We start from the raw sequence: 19,017 nt of genomic DNA, 5'->3' as shown, positions 1-19,017 counted from the left end.
TTCGCATCATAAGGAAGTAGTTTTAAGTTTGTTTAACTTGGTTACTGAATCCTTTCGATGCGCTTTTCGGGGCGCTTGGGGCGCTTCCGATGGGCAGGGAAGGGCGACGCATGGAGCGTGCCGGGCGGGGTGGTCTTTGCATGCGTCGGCAGCGGGCGCGAGCTGCCGCTGAGGCTGCCCGGCCTGCCGGCGGGAGTCAGCCGGGCGGGTCGAGCGCGAGGCGCAGCCGGCTGACGTTCGGGTTGCCCGCATCGCGCTGCACCTTGAAGCCCAGCTTGCGCGCCAGCGCGATCATTGCGAGGTTGTCGTAGAGCGTGATGTCGGCCAGCTGCCGCACACCCGCATCGCGCGCCGCCGCGATCAGCGCGCGCATCAGTTTCTCCGCCAGTCCGTGGCGCTGCCAGGCATCGGCGATCACCACCGCGAACTCGGCAATGCCGGCCGTCTCCGGCGTGTCGCCGCGCACGTAGCGCACCACGCCCATCTGCTGCCGGGCGCCGTCGACCTCGGTGGTGGCGATCAGCGCGAGCTCGCGCGCGTAGTCGATGTGGGTCATGCGCCAGAGTTCGTCGGGCTGGGGCTTGCGCGGGGACAACAGCCGGTGGTAGCCGGTGCGGTTGGACAGGCCCGCGACGAAGGCGGAGTGCATCGCGAGGTCGTCGGCATGGATCGGGCGGATGCGCACCGCGCGGCCATCGCGAAGCCGCCAGTCTTCGACGAGGTGCGCCGGGTAGGCGACGGGTTCGGCGGGTGCTGCCATCGCCGGCTTTGTGCCACGGCGGGGGGCCGCGGGTCAATGCGGTCGATCCCGGCTGCCTCGGGACACACTTGGTCTCACAAAAAAGAGAGTGAATGCTCTCAAAAATCCACAAAGCACAAACTTGGTGCGTGAACAAGTTAATGCTTTTTGCGTGTTTCTTGTTGGATAAGCGATTCAATGGCCGATTTCATCAGCGAATTCGCGATGTGATGAAGAATAATTGTTCATTCTTTTTTCGGGCGTGAAGAGATGTTGCGGCAACGTCTTGCGAGCGCCGGGTGGTTTTTCAATCTTGCGGAAGGCTGAGATCGTTCATGTCTATCAATGGTGCGTTTCGTTTGAATTCTTTTGTCGGGCCCCTGGCCCGGCTGACCGTGCGACTGAGCCTGGGGCTCGGCGTGGTCATGGCGCTGAGCGGGGGCGGCCTGGCCTCGGCGCAGGGCGTGCAGGCCGCGCCCGTGGTGGCGGGCGCGGCTCAGGACAAGGGCGTGGCCGTGGTGCTCAAGCAGTCCAAGGTGATCAAGGACCCGCAGGGCAAGGAGCAGTTGGTGGAGGCCGCCTCGGTCAAACCGGGCGACATCCTGGAATACACGGCGACCTACACCAATCACACGGGTCGCAGCGTCAGCGGCCTGGTGGCCAACCTCCCGATTCCCGAGGGGCTGGAGTACCTGCCCAAGACCGCGAAGCCCGGCGCGACGCTGGTCAAGGCGGCGACCAAGGAGGGCGTCTTCGCGGCCGAGCCGCTGACGCGCCAGGTGAATGGCAAGCCGGAACCGGTTCCCTATGCCGAGTACCGCGCGCTGCGCTGGGAGCTGGGCCAGTTGCCCGCCAAGGGCGTGACCGCGGTCACTGCGCGCGCCAAGGTCGAGGAGGTGGTGCCTCCCGCCGCGCCCGTTGCCTCCGCGGTGACGGCCGAGCCAGCCAAGGCCGCGCGCGCCGCACGCTGAGTCCGCGCCGCTGACGGCCCCCGGCCTCGCGTCGCGCCGAGGGCCCGTCCTCTTTCTTTCCCCGTCCGCTTTTTCGTGCCGGTTTCCTTTGCTGGAAATCGCCGGCCGGGGTGCGTTCGTCTTTTTTTCAGACCCTTAACCACCGAGGAGAAACCCCGTGATTCCTACCTTGTCAGTCCGTCGCGCCGGCCATGTGCCGCGTGCGTTCTGGGCGGGCGCCGCAGCTCTGACGATGAGCTTCCTGTTCGGAAGCTCCGATGCGCTCGCCGCGGCACCGCCTGCCAACACCATCATCGGCAACCAGGCTTCGGCCACCTACCTCGACCCGAATGGCGCCAGCCAGCTCGCGACCTCGAACCTCGTGCAGACGACGGTGCAGCAGGTCGGCTCGTTCAACCTGGACGGCCGGACCACGGTCACCACGGACGTGATCAACAAGAAGATCGGCGCCGCGGGTGCGATCGTCTATGCGCCCCACGTGCTGACCAACACCGGCAACGGCGCCGACAAGTTCACCATCACGATCGACACGACCACGGCACCGCCGAACGGTTTCTCGAAGATCGAGGTGTTCGCCGATGCCAACGCCGACGGCGTGCCCGACAGCACCAATGCACTGTGCTCGGTCACGCCGGGCGCCGTCTGCACGGTGCCCGCGCAGACAGTCGCGGGCGGCAACGGCACCTTCCCGTTCGTCGTGGCGTACTCGATTCCGAGCACGGCGACGGCGGCCAACTTCACGTCGCCGCAGCCCGCGACCATCAACGCTGCGCCCGCCACGCTCGACCTGTACGAGCTGGCGAACCAGAAGGTGGCCGACGTCGACCACGTGGTGCTCACCACCGACGCGGCCTTCAACGCCTCCAAGAGCCTGAGCGTTCCCGCGGTCAGTTGGGTCGCCAACGGCGGTGTCTGGCCCGCGGCAAGGACCAGCGGTCCGCGTTCGGCGGCCTCCTGCCCAGCAACGATCGCCGGCGCGACGTCGAACGATCCGAACTGCCTCTACACCACCTACACGCTGCGTTTCAACAACACGGGTGGCGCGGCCGGCAAGTTCTACATGGCCGATACCTTGCCGAGCGGCTTCACCTACGTGCCGGGTTCCGCGGTCTGGAGCAGCGCGCCCGGTACCGCGCTGGGTGACGGCGCGGGCGGCGATCCGGTCGGCATCGACTTCCTGGCGGACGGCCAGCGGCTGAGCTTCCTGGTGGCCTCGCTGCCCCCGAACGTGACGCAGACCGTGAGCTTCGTGGTGTTGATCAACAGCACCGCCGAAGTCGGTGGAACGACCACGACCAACAAGGCCGAGTACGTTCCGACCAAGGTGCCGGACGACAAGACGACCACCAACCCGCCGACCGATCCGACCACGCCGACCAACCCCTCGCCCTTCGAGGTGTCGGGCAGCTACGGCATCGTGCTCGGCTCCACGCACGCCTCGGCGAGCCCGGTTGCGTCGAAGGACGCCACGGCGGGTACGCCGCTCACGACGGATGCCGACCAGACGACCCTGGCCTCCGGCGTCGCGGGCTCCACGGTGAAGTTCCCGCAGACGGTGTTCAACACCGGCAACGCGGACGACACGGTGAACCTCACGGCCGACGTCAGCAAGTTCCCCGCGGGTTCGACCTTCCGCTTCTTCGCCGACGGTGGTTCCGCGCCGCTGATCGATACCAACAACGACGGCATCGTCGACACCGGTCCGATCCGGCCCGGCCAGAGCGTCAGGATCGTGCTGGCGGTCACGCTGTCGGCGCCCACGCCGCTGCCGAACGGACCGTTCGAAGCCATCGTTCGCGGTACCTCGAGCAAGGACAGCACCAAGTTCGATGCCACGCGCGACATCCTGACGAGCCTGATCGGCGTGCTGGTCGACCTGACCAATACCCCGACCGGTAACGGCACCTCCGGCAACGCGGGCAACGGCGACGTGGGCACGGGCCCGAGCCCGACCCCGACGACCACGACGACGACACCGGCCGGTACCCCCGCCGTCTTCAACCTGTTCATCAGGAACAACGACACCAAGGACAACGCCTTCAGCCTCGCGGCGAGCCAGACCAACAACTTCCCGGGCAGCCTGCCCAGCGGTTGGACGGTGAAGTTCGTGGCCGGCGGTGCCGCCTGCTCGGCGAGCGGAATGACGACGGTGAACGTGGCTGCCGGTGCGCAAATGGCGGTCGATGCCTGCGTGACGCCGCCCGCGTCGCAGGCTGCGGTCGACGCTCAGCTGATCTACTTCCAGGTGAAGTCGACCGGCCCGACCTCCACCGGCGCCGTGGCGATCGACACCAAGCTCGACGCGGTGAAGGTGATCGCGGCCGATACCTACGGTGCCACGCTGACGCCGAACAACGAAGGCCAGGTCGCTCCCGGCGGCTCGGTGATCTACGCCCACACGCTGACCATCACCGGCGCGCAGAGCTGCGGCACGCAGTTCAACGTCAAGGCGGTCCTGCCGGCTGCGGACGTGACCGCGGGCTGGACCACCGCGCTGTACATCGACAACAACGGCGACGGCCAGATCGACACCGGCGACACGCTGGTGGGCGCGAACGGCCAGGTCGGCCCCACCGTGGACCTGAGCGGTGGCAAGGCGCACAAGCTGCTCGTCAAGGTGTTCGCACCGGGCGGCGCGACGGCCGGTGCCACCGACACGGCGACGGTCACCGTGACCTTCCCGGACCAGGCGAAGTGCGGTGCGCCCTCGGCGACCGACATCAGCACCGTCATCTCGGGCCAGATGCGCCTGATCAAGCTCCAGGCCAAGGACGAGGAGTGCAAGGGCACCATCGTGCCGAGCTCGTCGGCGGCACTCACGGTGAAGCCGGGCCAGTGCATCGTCTATCGCATCGTCGCGACCAATGAAGGCGCCTCGCCGGTGACCAACATGTCGATCAACGACGCGGTGCCGGCCTATACGAGCCTGACGGCCGCACCGGACGGCGCGCAACCGTCGGACCAGTGCGCTTCCGCGGGCGTGACGCCGGCCTTCGCGCAGGCGAACTACGCCGCGACCCCGACGTCCGTGTCCTGCGGCAGCGCGACCAACACGGTCGCGCCCGGCGGCAAGGCCACGCTGACCTTCTCGGTGAAGGTCAACAAGTAAGCGTCGGCTGAACGATGGGATCGGCGGGCTTCGGCCTGCCGGTTCCTTCTTCCTTCCAAGGCCGTTCGCCTTTCCCTTGCGTCCTCGTGCGAAGGCGCAAGGGAAAGGGAGCCCCCGTTCGTCTCCCATTCTTTTTTCTTCCGGCCCGTTGCCGGGCTTTCCAAGAGTTCACCGCATGTCGTCGACTTCCAAGCTCAGAGGCTCCAGCCTGCGATCGTGGCGCGGATTCGCTGCCGCGCTCGCCGCAGGCATGGTGTTTCTGCTCGGCGGCATGGCACAGGCGAATGCCACGGCCGCGCCAGGCGGCACGGTCATCCGCAGCATCGCCACCGGCACCTACGTGCCCGGCGGCATGGCGCAGACCGAGACGATCTCCTCCAACGAGGTGATCGCCACCGTGCTGCCGGTCGAGGCGCTGGTGCTCACGCAGGACCAGACCCTCAGCCGCCCGCCGGGCAGCATCGTCACGCTGAACCACCTGCTGACCAACACGGGCAACGTCGCCTCGAGCTACACGATCGCGCTGGCGAACAACGCGGCCGGCTGCGCCGCCGACACGCTCGACCTGTCGGCGCTGCGCGTGCTGCGCGACGCCAACAACAACGGCGTGTCCGATCCCGTCGACCCGGTGCTCGCGCTCGACAAGCCGGGCGTGCTGACGCTGAAGCCGGGCGAGGCGGCCGCGCTGCTGGTGCAGGGCACGATCCCGATGGTGGCGCGCGGCACGGCCTGCCTCGGGCTGACGGCCACCACCGCGCTGCAGCGCCTGCAGGCCAGCAACCGCGACACTGTCGTCGTGGGCGATGCGGCGGCGCTGAGCCTCGTCAAGTCGGCGAGCTACCCCGGCTTCGTCGTGCCGGGCCAGACGCGCATCGACTTCACGGTGTCGGGCACCAACATCGGCGCGCAGGATGCGAAGCCGAGCGGCATCGTGGCGCCGACCAACACGCCGCTGCTCGTGGACCGCGTGCCGATGGCGCTGGTGTTGATCCGCGACAAGGTGCCCGAAGGCACCCAGTACATCGTGGGCTCGCTGCAGACCGCGGCGGCCGGCGCGATCAAGCTCTATCGCTTGCCGGGCGACGCGGAGTTCAGCTACCGCAAGGAGCGGGCAGAAGACGCCTCGGTCATCGAGGTCGCGATCGGCATCCCCGCGCCGCTGGTGCGCAACGGATCGATCGCGATGCAGTTCGCCGTGAAGGTCGATGCCGCCCCTGGCGACGACATCCGCAACACGGCCCAGGGCCAGTACGACGATGGCACGGGCCCGACGACGGCGCCGTCGAACACGGTGGTGATCGCCACCAGCCAGGCGCGCATCGGCGTGGCGAAGGCCGCCTCGGCGCCGCGGCTCAACCAGGGCGCGGACGGCAAGCCCGACGGCACCGCCAACGTGCGCTTCCGCGTCAAGCTGCGCAACTACGGCGCCTCGTGGCTCTACGACGCGCAGGCCACCGACCTCATGGAAGGGCCCGGCGAGACCCAGTTCGGCAGCTACACGGCCGCGGCCGTGCCGGCTGCGAACCAGTACACCATCGTGCCGGGCTCGGTCGCGATCGTGCCGGCGCCCAGCGGCAACGGCGGCGGCCTCGTGGCGGTGGCGAACCCCGCCTTCAAGGGCACGGCGAACGCGCAGAAGCTGCTGGCCGACGGCGCCGTGCTGCCCGCGGGCGCGCAGGTCACGGTCGAGTTCGAGGCGCGCATCAACTTCACGGGCCGCACCGGCACCCTGCTCAACAGCATGAAGGCCTCGGGCGCGTTGTCGGCCGGCGGCACGGCCGTCGCCTTCGACGATTCGATGAATGGTGACAACCCCGACCCCGACGGCGACGGCAATCCCGGCAACAACAGCTTGCCCACGCCGGTGTCGACGCAGTTGCCGACGCTGCTGCTGAGCAAGCAGGCCTCGATGGCGCGGCGCGTGGCGCCGGGCGTGTTCGAGCTCGACTACGTGCTCAAGGTCAGCAACATGGGCGCGGCCGCCGCGCCGAACCTGCGGCTGATCGACAACCTCAACTGCAGCTTCGACATGGACAAGGCCGAGGGCCAGGTCGCGTCGTGGGAGCTGGTGGGCCGGCCGAAGGTGGCGGGCGGCCGCCTGGTGGCGGCGCCGGGCTTCACGGGCCGGGCCACCTGCAACCGCGCGCACCACGACAGCGCCGATCCGTTCCAGTTCCCCACCGAGGTCGCGCTGAGCCTCACGGACGGCAGCCGCGCGCTCGAGGCCGGTCAGAGCGAGCAGCTGAGCTTCACCGTGCGGGTCACCGAGAAGCCGGCCGCGATCGGCAGCCGGGTCGCGCTGAACAACAAGGCCTGGGCCGCGGCCTTCGAGCAGAACACGGTCAACGTCACGCCGCGCTCGGTGGTGGCCGCCGCCATGGCCACGGTCCGGTCGCTGCTCGTCGATCCGCAGGGCGTGGTCTACAACGCGCTCACGCGCCAGCCCGTGGCCGGCGCGGTGGCGACCTACGCGCGCCAGTCGTGCAGCAGCGGCGCGACCACGCCGATCACCGCGGCCGAACTCAACGGCGGCACCTCCGGCCTCTACACCTTCAACCCCGACGGCAGCGTCTCGATGAGCACCGGCGCCGACGGCGCCTACCAGTTCCACATGCAGCCGCCGCCGGCCGGCGCGATGTGCAGCTACGGCCTGAAGGTGGCGCCGCCCGCGGGCAGCGGCTACGTCGCGCCGTCGCAGCTCCTCCCCGCGACCGCCGGCAGCTTCGCCAGTTGCGGCGCCGTGGTGCCCAACTCCGCGGCGCCGCAGAACGGCGAGCCCACCACCCACTACCTCCAGCTGCGCACCGGCACCCACACCGACGGCTCGGCCTGCGAGGTCGCGAACAACCACATCCCGCTGGACCCCGGCAACATCCTGGGCCTGGTGCTGCGCAAGGACGGCAGCAAGCGGCAGGCCGAGTTCGGCGACTTCGTCGACTACGCGCTCACCGTCACCAACAAGACCGGCTTTCCCGTCACCGGCGTGAGCTTGAGCGACACGCTGCCGCCGGGCTTCGCCTACGTGGCCAACAGCGCGCGGCTCAATGGCGCCATCGTGCCGAACCCCGCGGGCGGCGCCGGCCCGGGGCTGCGCTTCGACTATCCCGCGCTGGTCATCGCGCCCGACCAGTCGGCGATGGTGCGCTACCGCGTGCGCATCGGCGTCGGCGCGCCGACCGACGGCGACGCGATCAACCGCGCGCGCGCCAGCTCGGGCCCGATCCAGTCGAACCTCGCGAGCTGGACGCTGCGCGTCACCGGCGGCGTGTTCTCCGACGATGCCTTCGCCTTCGGCAAGGTCTACATGGACTGCAAGCGCGACGGCAGGCAGCAGGGCGCCGACGAGATCGGCGTGCCGGGCGTGCGGCTGTACCTGGAGGACGGCACGCACGTCGTGACCGACGTCGAGGGCAAGTGGAGCCTCTACGGCCTGAAGCCGGTGACGCACGTGCTGCGCGTGGACCAGCTCACCTTGCCCGCGGGCGCCCGCCTCGAGATCCTCGACAACCGTAACGCGGGCGCGCCCGAGAGCCGCTTCCTCGACCTGAAGAAGGGCGAGTTCCACAAGGCCAATTTCGTCATCGCCAACTGCGACGACAAGGCGGTGCTCGACGACGTGGCGGCACGGCGCGCCGCGATCGCGGCCAAGCCCGACACCGAGGCCGAAGCCCAGGTGCGGCTGCGCCTCGATCCCGAGGGCCGCGTGGTGCCGGCCGGCGATCTGCGCGGCCTGCCGGCCTCGGGCCAGGCACTGGCCGGCGGCAGCACGGGCACGGTGCAGACCACCTCCGTGCCGCTGATCGCGCTGCCTGCGCCGCCGGCCAACCCGAGCACCTTCGTCGGCGGCGCCGGCGGCTCCATAGGCGGCACGCTCGGCAACCAGCTCGGTGCCAATGCGCCGCTGGGCGGCACGCCGTCGACAAGTCCCGCCGGCAGCCTGTTCGCGCCGGTCGGCGGCACCCCGCCCGCGCGCCCGATCGGGCTGGGCGGCGCGATGCTCGAGCCGCGCAACCTGCCCTTGCTGGCGCCGGCCGCGCCGAGCCCGGTGGAACTCGAAACCCTGCTGCCGCAGATCGAGAACAACGCACTGGGCTTCATCGACCTGAAGGACCGCGACACGGTGGCCGGCACCTCGATCAACGTGCGCGTCAAGGGCAGCGATGGGGCGGGCTTCCGCCTCAGCGTGAACGGCGCCGCGGTGGAGGATCGCCGCGTGGGCAAGAAGTCGCAGCTGCCCTCGAAGCAGCTCGCGGCCTGGGAGTACATCGGCGTGACGCTCAAGCCCGGCGCCAACACGCTGCGGCTCGAGGCCATGGACGGCTTCGGCAACGCGCGCGGCGCGGCCGAGGAAATCACGGTGGTCGCGCCCGACAAGCTCTCGGCGATCGAGCTCGACCTGCCCGCGTCGGCCCAGGCCGACCTGCGCACGCCCGTCGTCGTCACCGTGCGGCTCACGGACGCCGCCGGCGTGCCCGTCACCGCGCGCACCCAGCTCACGCTGGAGGCCGACCGCGGCCGCTGGCTCACCGAGGACCTGAACCCCGAGGAACCCGGCACCCAGGTCTTCATGGAAGGCGGCCGCGCCGAGTTCCGGCTGCTGCCGCCCGGCGAGCCCGGCGACGCACGCATCCGCGTCACGGCCGCGAACCTGGTCAAGGAAGTGCGCCTCGCGCTGACGCCCGAACTGCGCCCGATGATCGGCGTGGGCATCGTCGAGGGCGTGCTCGACTTCACCAGGCGCGGCAAGCTGCCGCTGGGCGCGATGCCGGCCGGCGCGGCCTTCGAGTCGGAGCTCACGAGCCTCGGCAACGAAGGCGGCAGCAGCCGCGCGGGTGGACGCGCCGCCTTCTTCTTCAAGGGCGCGATCAAGGGCGAGTACCTGTTGACCGCGGCCTACGACTCCGACAAGCAGCGCAAGGGCCGCCTGTTCCGCGACATCCGGCCCGACGAGTTCTATCCGATCTACGGCGACTCCTCGGTCAAGGGCTTCGACGCGCAGAGCACGCAGAAGCTCTATGTGCGCATCGACAGGAACCGCTCCTACCTGCTGTACGGCGACTTCACCACCACCAGCAGCACCGAGGTGCGCAACCTGAGCCAGAGCAACCGTTCGCTCACGGGCCTGAAGCATGTCTACGACGACGAGCGCGTGCGCGCGACCAGCTACGTCTCGCGCACCGCGCAGACGCAGCAGGTCGAGGAGTTCCGCGCCGTCGGCACCTCGGGGCCGTACTACCTGAGCGGCAGCAATGGCGAGTTCGTCGAGAACAGCGAGCAGGTCGAGATCGTGGTGCGCGACCGCAACCAGCCGAACATCGTGCTGCAGCGCACGGCGGTCACGCGCTTCGTCGACTACACGGTCGAGCCGCTGACGCGGCGCATCCTGTTCACGCGCGCGATTTCCTCGGTCGACCAGAACCTCAATCCGCAGTCGATCCGCGTCACCTACGAGGTCGACTCGGGCGGGCCGAAGTTCACCGTGGCGGGCGTCGACGTGCAGCTCAAGGTCGCCGAGACCGTGCAGGTCGGCGTGGTGGTCAGCACCGACCGCAACCCCGAGAACAGGCGCAAGCTGCAGGCGGTCACGGGCATCGCGCGCCTCGGCGAGAACACCACCGTGGCGGGCGAAGTCGTCGAGACGCAGTCCGACGAGAAGGGCCGCGGCCATGGCGCGCGCATCGAGGCGCGCTACCAGGACGACAAGCTCGCCGTGGTGGCGCTCGCGACCAGGACCAGCGAGGGCTTCGACAACCCCGGTGCCAGCTCCTCGGCGGGCCGCACCGAGGCCTCGGCGCGTGCCGAATACCGCATCGACCCCACGCTGGCCGTGCGCGCCGAGGCGCTCTACAGCAAGGACGCCGCGCAGACGGACGAGCGCAAGGGACTGACCCTGAGCGCGCAGAAGAAGCTCGGCGAGCACACCGCGGTGGAAGTGGGGCTGCGCCACGGCCAGAGCAACGAGGCGATGGGTTCGAACTCGGGCTTCGACTACGGCCAGATCTCCACCTACAACGCGCAGACGAGCAGCAGCATCGGCGCCAACAGCGTGACCGTGCTGGGCGCGGCCGTGGCCGCCAACGGTGTCGACACGCAGACCCTGACCACCTTGCGCGCGCGGCTGTCGACGCAACTGCCGTGGGTGCCGAACGCACAGCTCTTCATCGAGGGCGAGCAGGACCTGAAGCACAGCGACAAGCGCGTGCTGGCCATCGGCGGCAACTACGCCGTGACCGACAAGACCCGCGTCTACGGGCGCTACGAACTGATCTCCTCGCTCTATGGCCCCTATGCGCTCGACAGCGCGCGCAACAACAACACCGGCATCGTCGGCATCGAGAGCAACTACATGGAGGGCGGGCGCGTGTACAACGAGTACCGCCTCGCCGACGGTGCCGACGGCCGCGGCGTGCAGGCCGCGATCGGCGTGCGCAACACCGTCAAGCTCACCGAGCGCATCAGCGTGACCGGCGGCATCGAACACACGCGCAACCTGGGCGGCTACGCCAACAGCGGCAACAACGGCACCGGCTACGCGGGCGGGCTCGGGCAATCGACCGCCGTCACCAGCGGCATCGAGTACATGACCGACCGGCTCAAGACCAGCGGCGTGTTCGAAGTGCGCCGCGGCGACGACGCCAACACGCGGCTGTTGAGCGCGGGCTTCGCCTACAAGCTCGATCCTTCGTGGAGCCTGCTGGCGCGCAGCATCATGAGCAGCAGCCAAGGGCAGGGCACCAACGCCGGCAACGAGCGCCACCTGCAGCGCCACCAGATCGGCGTGGCTTATCGCCCAGTGGACGACGACACCTGGAACGCCCTCGCGCGCTACGAGCGCCGCTCGCAGAACGTGGTGGGCGCGGGCAACGCAGCGGGTGCACTGCAGGGCAGCAGCGTGTTCGGCGCCGACAACGGCGCCAGCCTGCCGGGCAGGACCAGCGCCGACATCGTCTCGGCCCACCTCAACTACAACCCCGCGCCCGGACGCGTCGTGATGGCGCGCTACGCGGGCAAGCTCAGCCGCATGAGCGACGGCCTGCTCGCGAGCACGTACTGGGCGCACCTGGTGCAGGCGCGCTACACGCAGGACATCAACCAGGACTGGGACTGGGGCGTGCAGGCCGGCCTGCTCTACGGCAAGGGCGGCGGACTGCAGAAGACCTTCGGCTTCGAGCTCGGCTACCAGGTCTACAAGAACCTGTGGCTGTCGGCGGGCTACAACTTCGTGGGCCTGAATGACCGCGACCTCACGGCCAACGAATACACGAGCAAGGGCGCCTACGTGCGGCTGCGCTTCAAGTTCGACGAGACCACGCTGGGCTTTCCGTCGACGGGCGGGGCCATGCCCGCAGCGGCCGCGAGCCGGGACACCGGGGCGACCAATGGGCAGCGGTGAGCCGATGGGCACGCCAGATCATCGAGGATGCATATGAAGGGATTGGTCGCATTCGGCATCAGGCCGGTATTGCCTTGGGTCAGAAAGGCTGCCGCAGCTTTGCTGGTACTGGCTTGTTTCCTGTTCGCCGCAGTGACGGCACGGGCGCACGAGCAGATCCTGCAAGTGGATGCGTCCGGGCTTCAGGGGATCATGCCGTCGGGTGTCACCGTGACGGCATCGATGTCCCGCCCAGACCTGTTGTACCTGCGACCAGGAGGTGGCAAGTTCAACGGCCTGCCGCCCTCGGCCTATTCGCCGAGCAGCATCAACCTGTCCAGCGTACTGGGGGGGTTCTATGTATTCTCCTACCCACCTTCAGGCAGTGAACAGAACCGACATTCGCCGGACCCGAATGCCAGTTTTCCATTGGGAACGTTGACGATCACTTTCAGCCGTCCTGTGACCAATCCCAGGCTTCACCTTTCCTACATGGGCACATGGATCAAGTATGGCCCCTATACGGGCGATCAGACTTACTACCAGTACGCCTCGCTGATGCTCGAATTGATGAACGGAGCCACGGGCGGCAGCGGCGATATGACGCTGGTGTCCAACTACCTGAAGATCGAGGACCAGAATGGCCCGGCCCCGCAAGGATTGCGCATCAGCCCGGCGATCGCCCGGACCAGCGAGGGCTGCAATCCCGACGCATCGGTGAGTGCCGGTTGCGGTACCGTCATTTTCAACGGCACCTACACGCAGCTCACATTCAAGACCACCTTGAACCGGACGGCCTGCGATCTTGGTTGCACCTTTCTCGTGGACGACACCCCGGGAAAAGGTCCCGCAATCTTCGACGAGTTCAAGTTCACCGTCAGCCTGGACGAGGACCTCGGCGACGCACCGGCCAGCTATGGAGGCGCCGGCCATGCCATCGGCTCCGGGCTCGTGCTGGGGCGGAACGTGACGATCGATGCGACCGACGCGGTCTTTCCCGATCTCGCCGCGGCCACGCCCCTGGCAAGCCCGGCGGCGGATCGCGATGCGGATGACGCCCTGTCCGGGCCTCTTTCCGATGTCATGGGCGAGGCCGTCCACGAGATCAGGAACATTCCCGTCAGCGGCAACACGGCCGCCGCCAACCTGTGCGGCTGGATCGACTTCAACCGCGACGGCGTTTTCAACGACGCGACCGAGCGCGCCTGTACCGTGGTGCCCGCGGGCGCCGCGAGCGGCAATCTCCGCTTCGACGTGCCTCCCGGCGCGGGCTATGTCGCGGGCAAGTCCTATGTGCGGCTGCGGCTGAGCTATTCCCCCCTGCCCAGCGCGAGGGGCGGCGCCGATAGCGGCGAGGTCGAGGACTACCGCATCACGCTGCTGCCGCGCGTGCGGCTGGCCAAGAGCCTGGCGCCGGACTCGGATGCCGGCAGGTTCGATCTCGCCATCGACCCCACGATCCGGCCCGATGGCACGACCGGCACGGCGACCCTGGCCGGTGCCGGCCATGGCGGCGCCGTGCCCAGTGCCACCGGCTTCGCGACCGTCGGCCTCGGCGCCCAGATCACCGTCAGCGAAACGGAGGCCGCCGGTACGACGGGGCGCTATCAGTCGTCGCTGCGTTGCGTCAACCGCGCCGACAGGGAGGTCCTGAACCTGCCGGACGCCATGAGCGGCAAGTTCACCGCCATGGTCAGCGCGAGCATCGGTGGCAACGACACGCCCGCGACGCAAGGCAACATCGACGACACCGACATCGTCTGCACCTTTTCCAACACCCGCGTGGCGACTGTCAGCTTCGGAAAGTCCATCGGCAGCGCGTCTGAATCGACCTCCCCCAGCTTTGGCTTCTCCTTCTCGGGGGTGAGTGGGGCCGTTGATGAAACGATCACGGTTCCTGTGGATCCGCCGGGCCTCTACGGTGCTGGAAGCAAGAACTGGACGCAAGGGACTCTGCGGATCATCCCCGGGGTCGATCTGGTGGTCACGGAAAAAACCGTTCACCCGGGCTGGCCGCTCTATCCATCCACGAACCCGGTGGAGGGTGGGTGCAAAGACGAGAACGCGGGTGTCGACGGCAACACCAATCCGGTCGATATCTCCATCTTGTGGAGGATTGAAGGAAACAAATTCATACTGGACAAGAAGTACATTTTTCCGAACTCGATATTCGGCTGCTACATCGACAACTATCGGCCGTCATTCGGATTGATCAATCGCATCGTCGGTGCGCCGTTCGACGCAGGAAAATTTGACCTGAGCTTTTCGGGCGTCAATCTTCAGACTTTCAGCGAGACGGGGACTCCCTCCGTGAAGGACGTCGGTCACAGAGGGCGGACGGGCCGGTTGGGCATCGATGTCAGCACGACGATGACTTTCAAGGCGGTGGCAGGGACAGGAACCGCCTTGAGCAACTACACCCAGACTTTTTCGTGCGATGGCTACGAGAAGCTTTCGACGAGCAACCTGGCCAATCCTTCGACTGGCGTCTACACCATGACGTCGCCGGCGAACACCGTCACGGACATCGATACCCGCGAGAAGATGTGCACGGTGACCCACACCGTCAGGCCGCGCGTTCGCATCGTCAAGAACTCGTTGGGCGGCACCGGCACCTATGACTTCCAGCTCACGGGCACCGTGGTCGCGAACGCCACCGACAGCGTGACCACGAACGAGTCGAACGTGCCCATGCCGTCGAAGACCGCGCACCACCTGGGCACGCCGGGCACGGCCGTCAGCATCACCGAAACCGCGGTGCCCGACGCCACGACACAGTCGGTCTGCGTGAACGGCGAGGGCCGCACCGTGGCCGGTACCGGCACGGTGGCGCTTTCCGCCGCGGACATGTCGGCCGGCGCGCTCTGGACCTGCACCTTCACCAACACCCATGCCCGCGTCAGCACCATCGTGAGCGGCCGCGTGTTCCTCGACAACGGCACGGGCGGCGGCACGGCCAACGACGGCGTGGCCAACGGCGGCGAAGTTCCGCAGCGCGGCGTGAGCGTGCGCCTGACCGACTGCGCCGCCGCCGTGCATGCGAGCGCGGTCACCGACGCGGCGGGCAACTACACCCTGCCCGTGCCCGACGGCATGGCGAAGGGCGCGGCGATGTGCGTGGAGGAATTCAACAACCCCGGCACGCGCGTGTCGACGGGCGCCTCGGTGGGCCGCGTGGCCCTGCCGTCGGGGGCCGCGGTGGCCGCCGGCGCGGACACCTACACCTATACGCGCACCGGCACGCCCGATCGCATCGCCTTCGCGTGGAACGGCGTCGGCCATGCCGAACTGAACTTCGGCGACGTCGACAACGGCAGCTTCGCCGCCGACGGGGCCAAGACCGGCATGCCCGGCAACAGCGTGACCTATGGCCACGGCTTTGCCGCGGGCACGGCCGGGAAGGTGCGCTTCGGCATCGCGAGCGAGACCGCCACCCCCGATGTCGGCGGCTGGAGCGTGCAGATCTTCGCCGATGCGGGCTGCACCGGCAGCCTGCAGCCCGGGGCGGCGCAGCTCTATCCGCCGGCGGGCACGGGCCAGGCGGTGGCCTTCGAGGGCCGGGTGTGCGTGATCGTGAAGCAGTTCATTCCCGCGGCCGCGCCGCTGGGTGCCCGCAACAAGGTGGTGGTGCAGGCCGAGTTCGACTATGCCAACGCCTCCCCGGCGCTCAGCGGCCGCTACACCCTGCAGGACATCACGACCGTGTCCGATGTCGCGCTGGAACTGCGCAAGGAGGTGCGCAACGTGACCCAAGGGGTCTTGACCTTCGGCCTGAACAACCGGGCCAAGCCGGGCGAAACGCTGGAGTACCGGATCACCTACACCAACAACGGCGACGCACCGATCCGCAACCTCGCGGTGAACGACACCACGCCGGCCTACACCAGCTTCGTCGGCGCGACCGCGGGGGAAACGCCCGCGACGCTGACGGGATGCATGAAGAACACGCCGGCCAATGCCGCGCCTGCGCCGGCCGTGGCTTGCACCGAGGCACAGCCCGCCGGCAAGGCCGGGCCGGTCGACTGGCGCTTCAACGGCTTCGTGGCGCCGGGCGGATCCGGATCGGTGCTGTTCCAGATCAAGGTGGATTGAGGCGGGCGCCGGCGGTCCGGCGCCCGCAAAGGGCGGCCCTCAGCCGATGACTTCCGGCCACTCCGTGTGGAAGAACTGCCCCTCGGGCTTGTCCACGCGCTCGTAGGTGTGGGCGCCGAAGAAGTCGCGCTGCGCCTGCAGCAGGTTGGCGCTGAGGCGCTCGGTGCGGTAGCTGTCGTAGTAGGCCAGCGAGGCGCTGAAGGCCGGCACGGGAATGCCGTTGCTCACGGCCAGCGCCACCACCTCGCGCCAGTTCTGCTGGGTGCGGTTGAGCAGGTCCTTGAAGAAGGGATCGAGCATCAGGTTGGCCAGCGCCGGATCGGTGCGGAAGGCGTCGGTGATGCGATTGAGGAAGCGCGCGCGGATGATGCAGCCGCCGCGCCAGATCGCCGCGATGCGGCCGAGGTCGAGGCCCCAGCCCTTCTTGTCGCCCATGGTCTTGATGAGGTCGAAGCCCTGGGTGTAGCTGATGACCTTGGAGGCATAGAGCGCGTCGTGCACCTTGGCCACCAGCGCCTTCTTCTCGAGCGAGAGCTCGACCTTCGGGCCCTGCAGCAGCTTGCTCGCGCCCACGCGCGCCTTCTTCTGCGACGACAGCACGCGCGCCTCGACGGCGGCGTTGATGGTGCTGATGACCACCGCGTTCTCGGCCGCGTTGATCAGCGTCCACTGGCCCGTGCCCTTCTGGCCGGCCTTGTCGAGGATCACGTCGACGATGGGCTTGCCCGTTTCCGGGTCCTTCTGTTCGAGCGCCTTGGCGGTGATCTGGATCAGGTAGCTCTGCAGCTCGCCGTCGTTCCACTCGTTGAAGATCGCGGCCATCTCGTCGGTCGTGAAGCCGGCGGCCTTGAACAGGCTGTAGGCCTCGCAGATCAGCTGCATGTCGCCGTACTCGATGCCGTTGTGCACCATCTTCACGTAGTGGCCGGCGCCGCCCGGGCCGATGTGGATCACGCAGGGCTCGCCATCGACCTTGGCCGCGATGCTCTCGAAGATCGGCTTCATCACCTCCCAGGTCGAGGCCGGGCCGCCCGGCATGATCGACGGGCCCTTGCGCGCGCCTTCCTCGCCGCCCGAGACGCCCGCGCCGATGAAGCGCAGGCCCTTGCTCGAGAGGTAGGCGTCGCGGCGCTCGGTGTCGGTGTAGAGGCTGTTGCCGCCGTCGATGACGATGTCGTCCTTGTCGAGCAGCGGGATGAGCTGCTCGATCACCTGGTCGACCGGCGCGCCGGCCTTGACCATGATCTGGATCTTGCGTGGCTTCGCGAGGCTCTGCACGAATTCCTCGAGCGTCTTCGCGCCCACCAGCTTCTTGCCGGGGTTGGCGGCGATGAAGGCCTCGGTGGTGGCTTCGGTGCGGTTGTAGACGCTGACCTGGAAGCCGCGGCTTTCCACGTTCAGCACGAGGTTCTGGCCCATCACGGCCAGCCCGATCAGTCCGAAGTCGCTTTGTTTGGTGGTGGTCATGGCCTGGGTATTTCCTTCCTGGTGCGCACGCCGGCGGCGGCCGGTGCGCGGGGTTGATGCAGCAGGCCATTGTGCCGACCGCCCGTCGGCCGCGCCGTCAGCCGCCGCCTATAACCGGACCGCCTTCCCGGGCGAGCCCGCTTGGCAAGCCTGGCCGGCTTCGGTATGTTGCAGCCGACCCATCCACGGGGAGACCCCTCCATGCCCATCCAGCCCCACGCCGAAGCCCATCGTCCGCCGGCCGCGATCGAGCGCTGGTCCACCGACGCGGTGCCGCCCGCGCAGCGCCTGGACTACTGGGTCGGCGCGGTCTGCGAGGGCTTCCTCGAGATGGAGGTGACCAGCCCGCAGGCGCGGCATTTCGACGCCACGCTCGAATCGGCCCCGCTGGGCACGCCGGAGCTCGGCATCGGCGTCAACCGCGTGCGCGGCAGCGCGCAGGACGTCTACCGCACGCGCCGCGCGATCGAGCGCAGCCGCAGCAACTTCTACTACCTGCTGTGCAAGACCGACACCGCCTGGAGCGTCGAGCAGGAAGGGCGCAGCGCGCGCATGCTGCCGGGCGACGCGGTGCTGGTCGATTCGCGGCGCAGCTATGCCTTCCACTTCGTGCAGTCGGCCGACACCATCTCGCTCGAGCTGCCCACGGCCTGGGTCGAGTCCTGGCTGCCCGACGCGCCGGGCCAGCTCGCCTGCCGCATCGACGGCAACGCGGGCTGGGGCAGCGTGCTGAGCCGCTTCGTGCAGCAGCTCACGCCCGAGGCCGCGACCGCGCCGCCGCTGCCGCCGCGCCTCTTGGCCGACCAGCTCGGCGGGCTGCTCGCGCTGGCCACCGGGCCGGGCGTGGCCGCGGCGGTGGAACCGGGCGCGCGCGCCGCGCTGCGCCGGCGCGTGCTCGAGGCCACGCGCGAGCGCCATGCCGAGCCCGGCCTCACGGCCGAGGCGGTGGCGCGCGAGCTCGGCATCTCGCAGCGCAGCCTGCACCGCTGCCTGGCCGACGGTGGCGCTACCTTCGCCGCCACGCTGCTCGACTGCCGCATGCAGGCCGCGCGGCGCATGCTCGGCGACGCGCGCTTCGACCGTCTTGCGGTGGCCGAGATCGGCTTTCGCTGCGGCCTGGCCGATGCCTCGCACTTCGTGCGCCTGTGCCGCCAGCAGCTGGGCGCCACCCCGGGTGCCCTGCGGCTGGCGCGAATCGGCCATCGTGCTGGCGGCTAGCGGCCATCGGCGCGGCGCCGGGCTTCCTACAGTCGCTGCGTTCACCGCA

General features: G+C 68.7%; 7 protein-coding genes. 5 read left to right on the top strand and 2 right to left on the bottom strand.

Translation table 11 applies throughout. The annotated features are described in order from the left end of the window. Window positions 1-196 precede the first annotated feature (196 nt). A complete protein-coding gene (locus ACODT0_RS03335; protein ID WP_489040570.1) occupies window positions 197-760 on the bottom strand; it encodes a GNAT family N-acetyltransferase in 564 nt (187 codons plus the stop codon). Between the two features lie 374 nt (window positions 761-1,134). Here ACODT0_RS03335 and ACODT0_RS03330 point away from each other — a divergent pair, with 374 nt between their 5' ends. From ACODT0_RS03330 to ACODT0_RS03315, 4 genes are all read left to right on the top strand, one after another. Beyond that, entirely contained in the window at window positions 1,135-1,710 is a 576-nt protein-coding gene (locus ACODT0_RS03330; RefSeq protein ID WP_261210482.1) for a hypothetical protein, read from the top strand. Window positions 1,711-1,942: 232 nt separating this feature from the next. Continuing rightward, complete coding sequence (locus ACODT0_RS03325) at window positions 1,943-4,819, top strand: hypothetical protein (protein WP_479672039.1); 2,877 nt, start codon at window positions 1,943-1,945, stop codon at window positions 4,817-4,819. A 250-nt stretch (window positions 4,820-5,069) separates the two neighbouring features. Then, window positions 5,070-12,212, top strand: coding sequence for a hypothetical protein (locus ACODT0_RS03320; protein WP_489040569.1), 7,143 nt, complete (start codon window positions 5,070-5,072; stop codon window positions 12,210-12,212). A gap of 33 nt (window positions 12,213-12,245) precedes the next feature. Further along, complete coding sequence (locus ACODT0_RS03315) at window positions 12,246-16,283, top strand: prealbumin-like fold domain-containing protein (RefSeq protein ID WP_489040568.1); 4,038 nt, start codon at window positions 12,246-12,248, stop codon at window positions 16,281-16,283. Between the two features lie 39 nt (window positions 16,284-16,322). Here ACODT0_RS03315 and gnd read toward each other — a convergent pair whose 3' ends face one another. Then, window positions 16,323-17,750, bottom strand: coding sequence for a decarboxylating NADP(+)-dependent phosphogluconate dehydrogenase (gene gnd, locus ACODT0_RS03310; RefSeq protein ID WP_057592460.1), 1,428 nt, complete (start codon window positions 17,748-17,750; stop codon window positions 16,323-16,325). A gap of 201 nt (window positions 17,751-17,951) precedes the next feature. On the opposite strand from gnd, the gene ACODT0_RS03305 reads away from it, so the two are divergent. After that, the gene (locus ACODT0_RS03305; protein ID WP_489040567.1) at window positions 17,952-18,968 is read left to right on the top strand and encodes an AraC-like ligand-binding domain-containing protein; all 1,017 of its coding nucleotides are present in this window, start codon (window positions 17,952-17,954) and stop codon (window positions 18,966-18,968) included. Window positions 18,969-19,017 lie beyond the last annotated feature (49 nt).

The organism is Variovorax sp. FG153 (assembly GCF_057809595.1).
This window is presented reverse-complemented; position numbering and strand designations above follow the sequence as displayed.